This window comes from Microbacterium ureisolvens (genome assembly GCF_015278315.1).
Lineage (GTDB): Bacteria > Actinomycetota > Actinomycetes > Actinomycetales > Microbacteriaceae > Microbacterium > Microbacterium ureisolvens.
In genome coordinates, this window is the sequence record NZ_JADIJE010000002.1 from 55079 (window position 1) to 69820 (window position 14742).

Below are 14742 nucleotides of genomic sequence, written 5' to 3' on the forward strand. Positions count from 1 at the left end.
GTCATCCCTTCCGCCAGTCGTCGCTCTTGAGGTGCGAGCCCGCCTGCGGGCCCATCTGCAGCATGCCGCCGTCGACGCTCCAGCTGGCGCCGGTCACGTAGCTCGACGCCGGCGACGCGAGGAACGCCACGACCGCTGCGATCTCATCCGGCTTGCCCGGTCGCCCGAGGGGGATGCCCGGGCGGCGCGTGCGCTCGGCATCCTCGGGATCCTGGTCGGTCAGGGGCGTGGCGATCTCGCCCGGGGCGACCGCGTTCACGGTGATCGCGTGCTCGCCGAGCTCCTGCGCCATCGTCTGGATGAGACCGCCGAGCCCGTGCTTCGCCGCGACGTAGGCGGCCGAGCCGACGCGGGGCTGTGTCTCGTGCACGCTCGTGATCGCGATGAGACGGCCACCCTTGCCGGCACGCACCAGGTGCCGCGCGGCAGCCTGCAGTCCCGCGAACGCGCCGTCGAGGTTGAGCGCGACGATCTGGCGCCAGTCCTCGAGCGAGACCTCGAGGAACGGCCCGCCGGATCCGCCGCCGGCGTTGTTGACGAAGACGTCGAGGCCGCCCAGGCGCTCGACGAGCTCATCGATCGTGCCGGCGACGCTCTCGAGGTCGGTGGCGTCGAATCGCGTCACCTCGGCCCGGCGGCCGCGCTCGCGCACGGCGGCCGCCGTCTTCTCGGCGCCTTCCTCATCGCTGTGCCACGTGATGCCGACGTCGAGGCCCGCCTCGGCGAGGGCGATCGCCGTCGCCTGTCCGATGCCCGAGTCGGAAGCTGTCACGATCGCGGTTCGTGGGGCGAAGTCGAAGGTGTCCATGCCTCGACGCTAGGAGCGCGGCGGGCCGGCGGGGACGGGGTTGCGCTCGCACCCTGCGATTCGGAGAATGCCCGGGCCGAAGCATTCCTGCCGCTTCCCCCGGATCGCCTGCCATTGTCGTCATCCGGTCGGGCGGGACGGATGCCGCCCCCTAGGCTGACCGGCATGCCCGAGTACCGCGCCCACTTCGACTTCGACATGCGCTTCGCCAACGGGGGAGGGCTGTCGGGTACGGGCTTCCGCCTCGACCTGCCCTCTGCCGATGCCTCGGAGGACGAGATCGCGCGCCTGCTGATCACCCACCTCGGCCTCGCTCTCGTGGACGAGGTCGAGCTGCGCGGCCTGCGCATCGTCGAAGAGGCACACCGCGGCAGTCGGGGCGTAGACGTGCCGGCGGGCTCTGACGCGGGGGGTCGGGTCGTCGACCTCAGCCACCCGATCCGAGCGGGTCTCGTGACTTACCCGGGGCTGCCCGCCCCCACCATCACGCCGCACCTCACGCGCGAGGACTCGCGTGCGCGCTACGCGCGGGGCACCGAGTTCGCGATGGACGTCATCACGATGATCGGCAACACCGGCACCTACCTCGATTCGCCCTTCCACCGCTACGCCGAGGGCAGCGACCTGGCAGGACTCGACCTGGCCACGCTCGTCGGACTCCGCGCCGAGGTGTTCCACCTCGAGGACGCGTGGGACGCCTCGCGTCGCGGCATCCGTCCCAAGACGCTCGCCGATCGCGACGTGCGCGGCGCCGCCGTCCTGCTGCACACCGGATGGGACCGCTGGTTCGGGCAGCCGGAGTACGGCACGGGGGCGCCGTTCCTCACCGGCGACGCCGCGCAGTGGCTCATCGACGGGGGAGCGGTCCTGGTCGGCATCGATTCGGTGAACATCGACGACACGGAGTCGGGCGGCGAGCGGCCCGCCCACACGCTGCTGCTCGGCGCCGGTGTGCACGTCGTCGAGCACCTCACGAACCTCGGGCAGCTACCGCCGCGCGGCGCGCGGTTCACCTCGGCACCGCCCGCGGTCGAGGGGTTCGGCACGTTCCCCGTGCGCGCCTTCGCCGAGCTCCCCGCCTGACCCGGCCCGGCCGCGCGTGCGGGTGTGAAGGCCCCGGGCCGACCCATTCCCGGCGACGCTCGCGGGCACGCAGACAGGCGTCCCGCTCCGGTTCTCGCATGGGGCCTGCGGTGTCGGGATCTCCGCGTCTCGCCGGCCCTGCCCGGGGCCGGAATGTCGGAACCCCCGCGTACCGTGAGCGGCAGATAGACGGACGTATCAGCGCACACGCCCGCCGCTCTTCTCAAGGGAACGAGGAGGAGCCATGCGCGAGCACATCGAGACTCTGATCGTCGCCATGGGCGACGCCATGCGGGGGACAGCGACCCACAGCGCGCCCGCCGAGCCGCGCCGCCGCCGGCCGCGCCGCGCGCGGTCGACGTACGTGCCCGTGCGTCGAGACCTCGCCACGGCGCGCTTCGCCCACTGACCCAGCCCGAGCGCGGATCGCCGCTGCTCACGGCGGACCCGACTCGGTCGCTCGACGCGACCCGCCGACCGCTCGCCCGGCCGCCCACCCGGTGCCGAAAACCTGGCCGGTGACGCGGCGCGCCGGGGCGCGGCATCCGTTTCCGGCGTGTTGTGGTGACGGGCCAGGTTTTCGGTCGTCGACCCCTGGCTCCCGCCGACCGCGCCGACGGGCCCCGGGCTCCCGCCGACTGGCGCGCGGCTCGCCACGGCGCGCACCGACCTCCGGCTCGCGGCGCACAACCTCGGGCGTACGCTGAGCGCATGCCCATCGCCCGGCCCGCCGCGCCCGTCGCTCTCGAAGGCTTCGAGCTGCGCGTGCTGCATCTGCCCCTCGTCGCCCCGTTCACGACGTCGTTCGGCACCGAGACGGTGCGCGAGGTCATCGCCGTCCGGGCGCTGACCTCGGACGGCGAGGGCTGGGGCGAGGTCGTCACGCAGGCCGACCCGCTGTACTCCAGCGAGTACACGCAGGGCGCGTGGGACGTGGCGCTGCGGTTCCTCGCGCCCGCCCTCCTCGACCGGCAACGCCTCGCGCCCGAGGAGGTCGCCGGCGTGCTCGAGCCGTTCAAGGGGCACCGCATGGCCAAGGCCGGACTCGAGCTCGCGGTGCTCGACGCCGCCCTCCGCGCGGAGGGCCGAAGCTTCGGCGAGTACGCCGGCGCGGTGCGCGACCGGGTGCCGAGCGGCGTGTCGGTGGGCATCCAGCGCGACCCCGCCGCTCTCGTCGACGCCGCGCGCGGATACCTCGACGAGGGCTACGTGCGCATCAAGATCAAGATCAAGCCCGGTCGCGACGTCGACGACACGGCCGCCGTGCGCGACGCCTTCGGCGGCATCCCGCTGCAGGTCGACGCGAACTCGGCGTTCACGATGGCGGATGCCGACACCCTGGCCGAGCTCGACCGCTTCGACCTGCTCCTCATCGAGCAGCCGCTCCAGGAGGACGACCTCGTCGATCACGCCACCCTCGCCCGGCGCCTGCGGACACCGGTGTGCCTGGACGAATCCATCGTGTCGGACAAGGCGGCTGCCGACGCGCTCGCGCTGGGCTCGGCATCCGTCATCAACATCAAGGCCGGGCGGGTCGGCGGCTACCTCGAGGCGGTGCGCATCCACGACCGCTGCCTCGCGGCCGGCGTGCCGGTGTGGTGCGGCGGCATGCTCGAGACCGGGATCGGACGCGCGGCCAACGCCGCGCTCGCCGCACTCCCCGGATTCACGCTGCCCGGCGACGTGTCGGCGTCCAGCCGCTTCTACACGCGCGACATCGTGACCGAGCCCGCAGTGCTCGAGGACGGCCACGTGCGCGTGCCGCTCGGCCACGGCCTCGGCGTCGAGATCGACCCCGTCGCGCTCGAGGACTTCACCGTCGCCCGCGAGACGCTGACGCGGTAGCGATGCACCGGCGCGCGGAACTCCACCGAAACGGAGGGCGGATGCCGCGCCACGCCGCTCTGCGGCCGGCCCCGGCACTCGGTCCGTGGAGTTCGGGGGTGCCGCGACGGCACGCAACGGTCGCCACTGCGACGGTGCTCGCCGGCGTGCTGCTGCTCGCCGGGTGCGCTGCGGCGACGCCCGCGCCCGAACCCACGCCGACCCTGCCCGCGGGTGTCACCGTCGCCGTCGCCCAGCTGCGGGCCGACGTGGCGCCGCGTCAGGCGCAGCTGCGGGTGACCAACGGATCCGACGAGCCCATCACGGTCGGGGACGTGCGCGTCGAGGATCCACGGTTCGACGGCCCGGCGACCCGGGTGTTCGCCGATCGCGTGAGCACCATCCCCGCTGGTGTGACGGTCGACATCCGCATCCAGCTGCCCGCTGCGGACTGTTCCGCACCCGACGACGGCGAGGGTACGGCGGTTCTCGAGCTCGTCTCCGATTCCGGCAGCGCCGAGGTGACGGCATCCGCTCCCGACCTGCTCGGCTTCGTCGCCGACATGCACGTCCGCGACTGCGTGCTGGAGCGGGTGACGGATGCCGCGACCCTCGCGTTCACCGGGTTCGAGCCGTCCGCACCGGGGCAGCCCGCGACGCTCGAGCTCACCGTCACGCCGACCGGCGAGGGCACGGTCACCGTGATCGGGGTGGAGGGCACCAACCTGCTGTCGTTCGCGGGGGTGCCTCCGGAGGAGGATCTGTACCCGCTCGGCCTCGCGGTGCGGCCCGGCGACACCGATGCCGCGGTCGTCGACCTCCCGCTCGTCCCCTTCCGGTGCGATCCCCATGCGGTGCAGGAGGACAAGCGCGGCACGCTCTTCGACGTGCGGGTGGAGCTCGACGGAGAGGAAGGCGAGTTCGAGCTGTTCGTGGGGGAGGAGATGCGCGGCGACATGCTGACGTGGGTCGCCGAGTGGTGCGGCTTCGGCACCTGACCCCGGTGGGCTCGGCACGCCCGTGCTCCTGCGTAGGCTGGGCCGCATGGCCCAGAGCAGCGTCGCTCCCGAAGACCCCGCCGCCGCATCGCGCGGCATCTCCCGCCGGACCCAGTCCGAGATCTACCGCGCCGGCATCAGCGGCACCCGGCCGCGCGTGCCCGTCGACGTCGACGAGCTCGAATCCGTCGCGCGCAAGGCGCTCAGCGCGGAGGCGTTCGCGTACATCGCCGGCGGCGCCGGTGCCGAGCGCACGACAGCCGCGAACCGCGCGGCGTTCGGTCGATTGCAGATCTGGCCCCGCCCCCTCCGCGACGTGTCGTCTCGCGACCTGTCGATCGACTTCCTCGGCGTGCGTCGCGCGACGCCGCTGCTGCTCGCCCCTCTCGGGGTGATGGAGATGGCGCACGGCGACGCCGATCTCGCGGTGGCGCGGGCTGCGGCATCGCTCGGCGTCCCCTACACGCTCTCGAACCAGGCGTCCTTCCCGATGGAGGCCGTCGCCGAGGCCGCGCCCGGCGGGTCTCGGCTCTTCCAGCTCTACTGGTCGGCCTCCGACGAGCTGAACGCCTCGCTGCTGCGCCGGGCCGAGGCATCCGGGTGCGAAGCCGTCGTCGTCACCCTCGACACGCACCTGCTCGGCTGGCGCACACGGGATCTCGACCTGGCGTATCTGCCGTTCACCCGCGCGATGGGCATCGCGCAGTACACCAGCGATCCCGTCTTCCAGCAGCTCGTGCGCGAGCGTGCGTCGGCACGCTCGGAAGGTGGGGAGGGGACGGATGCCGCGGCCGCCCCCGCACCGCCGGTCAAGGTCACCCCGAAGGCGGTGCGCGCGGGGCTCGGCATCGCGCGGAAGGGCGCAGCGCTCACCGGCTCGAAGAGCGTGCGCGACAACCTGCGCTCGCCGCTGCCGCGCGCGGCGGTGGAGACGTTCCTCGACGTGTTCTCGACGCCGGCGCTGACGTGGGACGACCTCGCCAAGGCCCGTCAGTGGACGTCGCTGCCGATCCTGCTGAAGGGCATCGTGCACCCCGACGACGCCATCCGCGCGCTGGATGCGGGCGTCGACGGCATCTGGATCTCGAACCACGGCGGCCGGCAGATCGACCAGTCGGTGCCGACGCTCGACGTGCTGCCCACGATCGCCGAGCGGGTCGCGGGCCGTGTGCCGATCGTGTTCGACTCGGGCGTGCGTCAGGGGGCCGACGTGCTCATCGCGCTCGCGCTGGGCGCGACCGCCGTCGCGCTGGGCCGCCCGTACGCGTACGGTCTCGGCATCGCCGGCGAGGCGGGGGTGCGCGAGGTGGTGCGCAACGTGCTGGCCGAGTTCGACATCACCCTCGGGCTCTCGGGTCACACGTCCGTCGCGGAGGTCGGCCGGGAGGCACTCCGCCCGGTGTGATCCGGAGGGCCGGGGACTTACTCTGGACCCATGGTCCCTCGCCCCCTGCGACCGTCCACCCGCTCCTCGCTGTCGATGCCGACCCCGAGCGGTCGCCGGGCCGCGCGCGCGGCGGCTGCCGGCGCCATGCTGACTTCTGCGATCCTCGCCCTGACCGGCTGCTTCGGAGCGACCTCCGACGGAGGCGGTGACTCCGCCGACGGCGACTTCGCGGACGACGGCTGCACGAGCGTCGTCGTGGCGACCTCGTCGGAGAAGGTCAACATGCTCGACGCCCTGGCGGACGCGTTCAAGGAGTCGTCCCAGCACGAGCAGCTCGAGGAATGCGCGACCGTGCACCCCATCAATGTCTCGTCGGGGGACGCCACGCGGTTCCTGACCGCCGGCGGCGACTGGCCCGACGACGACACGCGCCGCTGGCCCACCATGTGGTCACCTGCCTCGACGGTGTGGACCGATCGGGTCGCGGCGGCGGCGTCGGCGTCCCTCGTCGGCGAGCCCGAGTCCTTCACCCACACGCCCGTCGTGTTCGGCGTGCCGGAGACCATGGCGGAGGCCCTCGGGTGGCCCGACTCGGAGATCGGCATCGCCGACTTCGAGGCGCTGTGCCAGGATCCGCAGGGCTGGGCGAGTGTCGGCAAACCGCTGTGGGGGTCGTTCAAGATCTCGAAGACCAATCCCAACACGTCGACCACCGGACTCTCGGCGATCCTGATGCAGTCGTACGAGGCATCCGGCAAGACCGCCGATCTCACCGCCGACGACGTGGCCGCCGCCGCCGAGTTCTCCCGCGTGTTCGAGGAGTGCGTGATCCACTACGGCGACACCACCGGAAAGGTGCTGACGCGCCTGTATGACGAGACGCAGAACGGCGCGGGCGGCTCGGGCTACGTGTCGGCGGTCGCGCTCGAAGAGACCTCGCTCCTCAACTACAACCAGGGCAACCCCGACTCGCACACCGTGCAGCCGGGCGAGACGCTCACGCCGCCGAAGGAGAAGCTCGTCGCGGTGTACCCGTCGGGCGGCTCGATGTGGTCCGACAACCCGATCACCGTGCTCGGCGTCGATTGGGTGACGCCCGAGCAGGCCGACGCGGGCGCCGCGTTCGCCGCCTTCCTGCAGACGGATGCGGCGCAGGAGATCCTGCCGGAGTACGGCTTCCGTCCCCTGGACGCGTCGGTGCCGCTGGGCGACCTCTTCACGGCCGAGTACGGCGTCGATCCCGCGGGTCCCGCTGTCACGCTGCCGAAGCCCGCCGTCGAGGTCGTCTCGGCCGCGATCGACCAGTGGACGCAGATCCGCAAGCCGTCGTCGGTGCTCGAGGTCATCGACATCTCGGGCTCGATGGACGAGGCGATCGGCGATGGGCGCTCCAAGCTCGACGGCGCCATCGAGGGGGCGCAGGCGACGCTCGGCCACTTCCGCTCCTCCGACGAGGTCGGCGTGTGGGCGTTCACCACCGGGGTGGAGTCCGAGGCGGGCGAGAACATCGTCGTCCTGCGCAACGTCGAGCCCCTCGCGTCGGACCGCGAATCGGTGGATGCGTCGCTCGAGGACCTGCGCTTCGCCCACCGCGACGGCACGCCCCTCTACGACGCGATCGCCGCGGCGTACGACGAGATGCTCGAGCGCGCAGAGCCCGGGCGCATCAACGCGATCGTGCTGCTGTCGGACGGTCAGGACACCGACTCGACGATCTCGCTCGACTCGCTCATCGCGAAGATCGGCGGGTCCGCCCGCGAGGGCGGCGACGAGGCGCCGGTGCGCATCTTCCCCATCGCCTACGGCGAGGGCGCCGATGCCGGCGCCCTGCAGCGGATCGCCGAGGCCACCGGCGGGCAGTGGTTCGACGCGTCCGACGCCGCGAAGATCGACCTCGTCTTCGCGTCCGTGATCAACAACTTCTGAGCGGCGGGAGCGTGATGTACGCGGCGGATGGGCAGGGTTACGTCGACGACGCGATCGACGGCATCGAGGTCGACAACATCTACGTCTCACCCGAGGTGCCGGACGCCGACGCGCTCGAGGCGACCCTGGCGCAGCAGGTCGGCGACGCCTCGATCGGCATCGCGGTGCTGTCGGACAACGCCTTGCTGGAGGCATCCGGGCCAGACATCGTGCGCGAGATCGCGACGGCGCATCCGGACTGCGAGACGGTGATCGTCGCGGTCGGCGACGACCTGTGGGCCGGCTCCCACGCATTGGGGCAGGGTGAGGCGATGGGCATCGCCAACCAGGCCGAGCAGTCGACCGACTCGCTCGAGGCTGCGCTCACCGAGACGGTCCAGGGCGTGATCGCGGCGTCCGATGCCGCCGGCGCCGGCGACGACGGCGTAGGCGGCGGGCCGATCATCGGCGGGGTGCTCACCGTTGCCGTCGTCCTGGCCGCCGGCGTGGCGGTCTGGGGCGTCAGCCGCTCGCGCCGCAGGAGCCGCGGCGAGAACCGGCACGCCCCGCTGCCCGACACCGTTCGCCCGCTCGTCGCGCGGCTGCGTGCGCTGAGCGGTGAGTACGCGGCGGCCGCGGCATCCGGGAATCCCGTCGCAGGTGAGGTGAGCGCCGAGGTCTCGCTCGTCGCGGAGAACGCCACCGAGCTCTTCGACCGTCTGGACCGCAAGGGCGACGAGGGCCAGCGCGCGACGGCCGCCGTGGAATACGGCGAGACGCTGCGCAAGCTCACCGCCGCGCTCGACCGGGACTATCTGCTCGACATCCTGGAGCATCCCGACCTGTGGGACGAGCCGGGCGACCGGGTGCGCGAGGTGCGCACGGCACTGTCGTCGTTCTCCTCCGAGCTGGTCGAGAACATCAAGCAGGTCAACGCCCGGCGCGGGCTGCACTTCCAGGTGTCGCTGGACGGCCTCATCGGCCGGCGCAAGGAGCTGCAGGAGTGGGACCGCGCCTTCGAGCGCGCGGACGGCGAGACCGGCCCCATCCCGCGCGCCGACTAGACTCTACGGATGCCGAGATCCGCGGCATCCCGCACCCTCGTGCATCCCCCTCCCGACCATTGGAGCCACCGTGGCCGAGCAGTCTCGCCTCGACAAAGTCATCGCCCTCGCCCGTCACCGCGGGTTCGTGTTCCAGGCCGGTGAGATCTACGGCGGATCCCGGTCGGCGTGGGACTACGGTCCCCTCGGCACTGAGCTCAAGGAGAACATCCGCCGGCAGTGGTGGCAGACGTTCGTGCGCGGCCGCGGCGACATGGTCGGCCTCGACTCCTCGATCATCCTGCCCAAGCGCGTGTGGGAGGCATCCGGTCACGTCGCCACGTTCACCGACCCGCTCGTGGAGTGCCTCCACTGCCACAAGCGCTTCCGCGCCGACAACCTCGTCGAGGACTTCGAGGCGCGCAAGGGCCGGGCGCCCGAGGGCGGGCTCGCCGGCGTGCCGTGCCCGAACTGCGGCACGAAGGGGCAGTACACCGAGCCCAAGGCCTTCTCCGGTCTGGTGAAGACCTACCTCGGCGTCGTCGACGACGAGTCGGGCCTGCACTACCTGCGTCCCGAGACCGCGCAGGGCATCTTCGTGAACTTCTCGAACGTGCTCACCGCGAGCCGCAAGAAGCCGCCGTTTGGCATCGGCCAGGTGGGCAAGGCGTTCCGCAACGAGATCACCCCCGGAAACTTCATCTTCCGCACGCGCGAGTTCGAGCAGATGGAGATCGAGTACTTCGTGCCGCCCGCCGAGGCGCAGGAGTGGTTCGAGCACTGGGTCGACGAGTGCTGGGACTGGTTCGTCGGCCTCGGCATCGACCCCGACAACATGCGCCGGTTCGACGTGCCGGAAGACGAGCGCGCGCACTACTCCGACGGCACGATCGACGTCGAGTACCGCTTCGGCTTCGCCGGCAAGGAGTGGGGTGAGCTCATGGGCGTCGCCAACCGCACCGACTACGACCTGGGCTCGCACTCGGAGGCGTCGGGTCAGTCGCTGTCGTATTTCGACCAGGCCTCGGGCGAGAAGTACATCCCGTACGTCATCGAGCCGTCGTTCGGCCTCACCCGCGCGATGATGGCGTTCCTCGTCGACGCGTACCACGAGGAGGAGGCGCCGAACGCCAAGGGGGGCACCGACACCCGCACCGTGCTGAAGCTCGACCCGCGCCTGGCGCCGGTGAAGGTGGCTGTGCTCCCGCTGTCGCGCAACGAGCAGCTCTCGCCGATCGCTCGGGAGGTCGCGGAGCAGCTCCGCGGCGACTGGAACATCGACTTCGACGACGCCGGCGCCATCGGCCGCCGCTACCGCCGTCAGGACGAGATCGGCACGCCCTTCTGCGTCACCGTCGACTTCGACTCCCTCGACGACCGCGCCGTCACGGTGCGCGACCGCGACACGATGGGTCAGGAGCGCGTCCCGCTCGAGGGGCTGCACGACTACCTCGCCGAGCGCCTGCGCGGAGCCTGACCTCCGGTTCGGTCCGCCTGCCCCCGGGCCTGGGTTGGTCGAGGGGGCGCCTTCTCCGTCGTGTCGGCGGCACCGCCTAGGGTCGGTGACGAACGGTGAGAAGGGTAACGCCCATGCCCGAACCGCGCACATACCCCGCCGGCGTCCCCTGCTGGGTCGACGTCACCGCTCCCGACCTCGAGGCGGCGACGCGCTTCTACGGTGGGCTCTTCGGCTGGGAGTTCCACGACGCGATGCCGTCGGGCGCTCCGGGCGCCTATCTCATCGCAACGCTCGACGGCGAGGATGCGGCGGCGCTCGCCGCGGGTGATCGCGCGGAGTGGATGAGCTATATCGCCACCGAGGATGCCGACGCGACTGCGACGGCCGTGGCGGACGCCGGCGGGCGTGTGCTCGAGGCACCGGAGGACGCAGGCCCCGGAGGCCGCATGGCGACGTGCGCCGACCCGCAGGGTGCGGTCTTTCGGCTGTGGCAGCCGCGGCGCCGGCCGGGCGCGCAGGTCGCGAACGTACCGGGGGCATGGAGTTTCAGCGACCTGCACGCCCCGGATCCCGCGGCGGCGCAGCGCTTCTACCGTGACGTCTTCGGCTGGGAGGTCTCCGCCGATCTCGGTGCCGGAATGTTCCGCCTGCCCGGCTACGGCGATCACCTCGCGTCGACGATCGACCCGGGCATCCATGAGCGCCAAGCCTCAGCGCCGCCGGGCTTCGCCGATGTCGTCGCCGGCTTCACCCCGAGCGACGAGAGTGCGCGGTGGTGGATCATCTTCACCGTGGCGGATCGCGATGATGCGGTGGCGCAGGTAGAGGCACTGGGCGGCCGGGTCCACTCCGCCACCGACACTGCCTGGACGCGCGAAGCGGTCGTCGCGGATCCCGCGGGCGGGAAGTTCATCGTCAGCCAGTTCACTCCGCCCGAGTGAAGCGGACGCCTTGCGGCCAGGTTGTCAACCCCGCACCCGATGTCGCACGACCGGACTAGCGTCGCACATATGTCCGATTCCAATGACGCAGAAGAAGTCCTCGGCGCCCGCCGGACGGGCGACAACCCGGCCGAGAAGGACCCGTCGGAGTGGGTGACCGGTGATGAGCCGATCACGGCCGCGCAGCGCAGCTACCTCGACACGCTGGCGCGCGAGGCGGGCGAGGAGATCCCGGCCGGCATCACCAAGGCCGAGGCCTCGGAGCACATCGAGCGATTGCAGCAGAAGACCGGCCGAGGCGTGCAGTAGACCGCCCGCCGCCCGCACGCACGCGGGGCGGCACGCCCGGCGCTTGAAGGCCCGAGGCGCCCGCTGGGCCCCGCGGGCTCTCGCACCGTGAAGCGCCGGCCCCGTAGAGACCGCGCGTGCGCGAACATGGCGAAGCGCCCGGCCCACGTGGACCGGGCGCTTCGTGCGACGAGCTCAGCCGGCGGAGCCGCCGGCTTTCACGACACCCTTGGCCGCGGTCTTCGCGACGTCGCGGGCGTCGTCGGCGGCGGCGAGGGCGTCCGCACCGGCCGTCTTCAGCGCGAACGACTGCAGCAGCGTGTTGAGGTCGAGCCCGGTGAGGCCCTTGACGACCTCGGTTCCCTCGCCGAGCACCTTGCCGACCGTCTTGGTCATCTCGGACGCACCGTCGGTCGAGACGACGGTGAGCTTGTCGATCGACGCGATCGGCTCGGCCGCGGCGCGCACGATGTCGGGCAGGCGCGAGATGATCTCCTGCGCCAGGGCCGCCTCGCCGTACTTCTGAAGCGCGAGCGCCTTGGCGTCGGTCGACGCGGCCTCTGCGAGACCCTCGGCCTGGATCGCGGACGCGCGGGCCTCACCCTCGGCGCGGATACCGGCGGCCAGCGCGACCTGCTTGTCGCGCTCGGCCTCACCCGAGAAGCGCACCGCGGTCGCGGCGGCTTCGGCGTCCTGCACGGCGGCGACCTTGTTCGCCTCGGCGATCTTCGTCCGCTTGAAGGCGTCGGCCTCGGTGGCCGCGTTCGCGGCGTCGCGGAGGGCGGTCGCCCGCTGCACCTCGGCGTATGCCTGCGCCTCGGCCGGCTTGCGGATCTCGATGTCGAGGCGCTCCTGCGTCACGAGCGCCTGCTCGGTGAGCGCCTCACGTTCCTGCACGGCGACGAGCTTGTCCTGCTCGGCGGTCGCGAGCTGTCCGGCCGCCTGTGCCTCTGCGTTAGCGCGGTCGGTCTCGGCCTTGATGGTCGCCTGCTTGAGGGCCAGCGCCTTCTGGCGCTCAGCGATCTGCTCGGAGGCCTCGATGCGGGCGAACTCGCTGGCGCGCGACGCCTCGGCCTCGCTGATCTCGGCGACCTGGCGGGCGCGTGCCGCCTCCGCGCGGCCAAGGTTGGCGAGATAGTCACTGCCCGGCGTGGAGATGTCGCTGATGTTGAGCAGGTCGACCTGCAGGCCCTGCTCGACCAGGTCGGCCTTGGTCTCGGCGACGACTCGGTCCGAGAGGCTCTTGCGGTCCGAGATGATCTGCTCGATCGTCATGTCGCCGACGATGGAGCGCAGCGAGCCCTCCAGCGATTCCTTGATGATCTCGGTCAGGAGGTCCTGCTGCGAAAGGAAGCGCTGGGCCGCGCGGCGCACGCCGTCCTCGGTGCCCGAGACCTTGAAGTTGATCGAGGCCTTGATCGCGATCTTGATCCGGTTCTTGTCGACGCCCTCGACGGTGATGCCGATCTGGCGCTGCTCGAGCGAGATCGAGAAGCCCTGCTGGAGGATCGGCCACACGAACGTGCGGCCTCCGATCACGACGCGCTGCCCGCTGCCGGTCTCACCGGCAGCCGGCCGCCCGGCTCCGCGTCCGACGATGACGAGAGCCTCGTTCGGGGGCACGCGGCGGATGCGCCGCGCGATGAAGGTGATCAGCCCGAGCACTGCCACGACGAGGGCGATGACCGCGATGATCTGGATGAGCTCGTTCGTCATGGACGACCTTTCTCGAGGGATGCCGCGGCCCGGGGCTTCCCGGCCCTGACCGCGGGGGGATCTACTCCGCGACGACCTTGACGCGGGTGCCGGAGTGCTCGACGACGCGTACGCGCACGCCCTCGGCGATGGTCTCGTCGGCGTACGCCAGGCGACGCTCGACCTCGTGCGGGCCGTCGAGGCTCACCTCGCCTCCGGCGGGGGAGATCGTCGAGCGGGTGACGCCGGAGAGGCCCAGAGCCGAGGCCGGCACGCCGTCGGAGCTCTTCGTCAGACGCTTCACGAACACCACCGCGATGACGTACGCGACGATGGCGAGCACCGCCGCCAGCACGTAGGCCCAGATGGTGTCGAGCCCGTTGGTGGTGATGAGTGCGCCGGATGCCCCGAATACGACCGCCGCGATGCCCAGCGCCGTGCCCGAGATGGCGCCGTCCCCGATGTCGAAGTGGTCGAAGATGTCGCCGACGATGAGCGAGATCAGCAGGACGGCGAGGCCGACGCCTCCGACGATGAGGAAGGGCAGCACGGTGTCTCCATGGCGAGTGGGCGGATCCGGGCGGGTTCCCCCACCCTAGCCAGTTGTTGGGACCGGGTGTCCAATCGGGCGCAGGATGTGGAGAACCTGCTCCGAAGCGTCCCGATATGGGCGGTGGAGGATGGGCGCGGAGTGCGGATGACGCGCGCCGGCCGTGGAGGTGAGGCATCCGTCGCATCGATCCGGTGATTGACTGGCGGAGTGCGTCTCGAGCGATGCGGTCCGGGCGATGTCGCGGCCGTTGCGGCGTTCCTGAGCGAAGTCGATCTCACCTCTAGTGGGCTGGACGCTCCGGGAGTACGGCTGTGGTTCGCGCGGGATGAGCAGGGTGCCGTCGTCGGCAGCACCGGCTACGAGGTGAGCGGTGACGGCCGACATGCCCTGATCCGCAGCGTCGCCGTCAACCCTGCGCAGCGTTCGAGGGGAAGGGGAAGCGCGCTCGCGCGGTTCGCGCTGTATCGCGCAGCCGCGGAAGGGGCGACGACGGCCTGGCTCTTCAGCCGCCGGTCGGGCCCGTTCTGGCAGAGCCTCGCGTTCGAGCCAGCCGACCGCCACGACCTCGCTCACGTGCTGGGTGAGACCCACCAGGTGCGGCTCTTCCGGTCGAGCGGTCAGCTCGACCGTGAGACCGCCTGGAGGCGGACGCTGACGGACGATGGAGTGCGCTGAAACGCTTGCCAGATTCGAACTTATGTTCTAGAATGAGGGCAGAGATCGAACTCGTGCCCACTTCGTTCGGTCTTCCGTCGCAC

The 14742-nt window shown here is 71.5% G+C and carries 14 protein-coding genes; 11 read left to right on the plus strand and 3 right to left on the minus strand.

Annotation, left to right across the window (positions count from 1 at the left end; translation table 11 throughout):
* Position 1 precedes the first annotated feature (1 nt).
* Complete coding sequence (locus IM767_RS02590) at positions 2-808, minus strand: SDR family oxidoreductase (RefSeq protein ID WP_109208906.1); 807 nt, start codon at positions 806-808, stop codon at positions 2-4.
* A gap of 165 nt (positions 809-973) precedes the next feature.
* On the opposite strand from IM767_RS02590, the gene IM767_RS02595 reads away from it, so the two are divergent.
* The 10 genes from IM767_RS02595 (at position 974) to IM767_RS02640 (ending at position 11757) form a co-directional block, all read left to right on the plus strand.
* Positions 974-1891, plus strand: coding sequence for a cyclase family protein (locus tag IM767_RS02595; protein ID WP_109208907.1), 918 nt, complete (start codon positions 974-976; stop codon positions 1889-1891).
* 244 nt (positions 1892-2135) lie between these two features.
* Complete coding sequence (locus tag IM767_RS02600) at positions 2136-2300, plus strand: hypothetical protein (protein WP_162564198.1); 165 nt, start codon at positions 2136-2138, stop codon at positions 2298-2300.
* Positions 2301-2602: 302 nt separating this feature from the next.
* Positions 2603-3736 carry an o-succinylbenzoate synthase gene (gene menC / locus IM767_RS02605; protein WP_109208908.1) on the plus strand — a complete coding sequence of 378 codons (1134 nt, stop codon included), beginning with the start codon at positions 2603-2605 and terminating at the stop codon, positions 3734-3736.
* Positions 3737-3834: 98 nt separating this feature from the next.
* The gene (locus IM767_RS02610) at positions 3835-4713 is read left to right on the plus strand and encodes a putative periplasmic lipoprotein (protein ID WP_239453132.1); all 879 of its coding nucleotides are present in this window, start codon (positions 3835-3837) and stop codon (positions 4711-4713) included.
* Between the two features lie 46 nt (positions 4714-4759).
* A complete protein-coding gene (locus IM767_RS02615; RefSeq protein WP_109208909.1) occupies positions 4760-6118 on the plus strand; it encodes an alpha-hydroxy-acid oxidizing protein in 1359 nt (452 codons plus the stop codon).
* Positions 6119-6148: 30 nt separating this feature from the next.
* Positions 6149-8026 carry a vWA domain-containing protein gene (locus IM767_RS02620; protein ID WP_239453134.1) on the plus strand — a complete coding sequence of 626 codons (1878 nt, stop codon included), beginning with the start codon at positions 6149-6151 and terminating at the stop codon, positions 8024-8026.
* A gap of 11 nt (positions 8027-8037) precedes the next feature.
* The gene (locus IM767_RS02625; RefSeq protein ID WP_162564199.1) at positions 8038-9069 is read left to right on the plus strand and encodes a hypothetical protein; all 1032 of its coding nucleotides are present in this window, start codon (positions 8038-8040) and stop codon (positions 9067-9069) included.
* Between the two features lie 70 nt (positions 9070-9139).
* Positions 9140-10525, plus strand: a complete 1386-nt coding sequence (locus tag IM767_RS02630) for a glycine--tRNA ligase (RefSeq protein ID WP_109208912.1) — start codon at positions 9140-9142, stop codon at positions 10523-10525.
* A gap of 113 nt (positions 10526-10638) precedes the next feature.
* Positions 10639-11448 (plus strand): VOC family protein, encoded by an 810-nt coding sequence (locus tag IM767_RS02635; RefSeq protein WP_109208913.1) that lies wholly within the window; start codon positions 10639-10641, stop codon positions 11446-11448.
* Between the two features lie 69 nt (positions 11449-11517).
* The gene (locus IM767_RS02640) at positions 11518-11757 is read left to right on the plus strand and encodes a DUF3072 domain-containing protein (protein ID WP_109208914.1); all 240 of its coding nucleotides are present in this window, start codon (positions 11518-11520) and stop codon (positions 11755-11757) included.
* Between the two features lie 174 nt (positions 11758-11931).
* Here IM767_RS02640 and IM767_RS02645 read toward each other — a convergent pair whose 3' ends face one another.
* Both IM767_RS02645 and IM767_RS02650 read right to left on the minus strand, forming a co-directional pair.
* Entirely contained in the window at positions 11932-13452 is a 1521-nt protein-coding gene (locus tag IM767_RS02645) for a flotillin family protein (protein ID WP_109208915.1), read from the minus strand.
* Between the two features lie 61 nt (positions 13453-13513).
* On the minus strand, positions 13514-13981 hold the full coding sequence (locus IM767_RS02650) for an NfeD family protein (protein WP_109208916.1): 468 nt from the start codon (positions 13979-13981) through the stop codon (positions 13514-13516).
* 210 nt (positions 13982-14191) lie between these two features.
* Between IM767_RS02650 and IM767_RS02655 the strand changes: the two genes are divergently transcribed.
* The gene (locus IM767_RS02655; protein WP_194398790.1) at positions 14192-14659 is read left to right on the plus strand and encodes a GNAT family N-acetyltransferase; all 468 of its coding nucleotides are present in this window, start codon (positions 14192-14194) and stop codon (positions 14657-14659) included.
* The last annotated feature ends 83 nt before the right edge of the window (positions 14660-14742 follow it).

Excerpts from the sequence above, each read along its gene's own strand:
- IM767_RS02635 (WP_109208913.1), top strand. The coding sequence starts at position 10,639 with ATGCCCGAACCGCGCACATACCCCGCCGGCGTCCCCTGCTGGGTCGAC.
- IM767_RS02600 (WP_162564198.1), top strand. The coding sequence starts at position 2,136 with ATGCGCGAGCACATCGAGACTCTGATCGTCGCCATGGGCGACGCCATG.
- IM767_RS02620 (WP_239453134.1), top strand. The coding sequence starts at position 6,149 with ATGGTCCCTCGCCCCCTGCGACCGTCCACCCGCTCCTCGCTGTCGATG.
- menC (WP_109208908.1), top strand. The coding sequence starts at position 2,603 with ATGCCCATCGCCCGGCCCGCCGCGCCCGTCGCTCTCGAAGGCTTCGAG.
- IM767_RS02595 (WP_109208907.1), top strand. The coding sequence starts at position 974 with ATGCCCGAGTACCGCGCCCACTTCGACTTCGACATGCGCTTCGCCAAC.
- IM767_RS02590 (WP_109208906.1), bottom strand. The coding sequence starts at position 808 with ATGGACACCTTCGACTTCGCCCCACGAACCGCGATCGTGACAGCTTCC.
- IM767_RS02640 (WP_109208914.1), top strand. The coding sequence starts at position 11,518 with ATGTCCGATTCCAATGACGCAGAAGAAGTCCTCGGCGCCCGCCGGACG.
- IM767_RS02615 (WP_109208909.1), top strand. The coding sequence starts at position 4,760 with ATGGCCCAGAGCAGCGTCGCTCCCGAAGACCCCGCCGCCGCATCGCGC.
- IM767_RS02645 (WP_109208915.1), bottom strand. The coding sequence starts at position 13,452 with ATGACGAACGAGCTCATCCAGATCATCGCGGTCATCGCCCTCGTCGTG.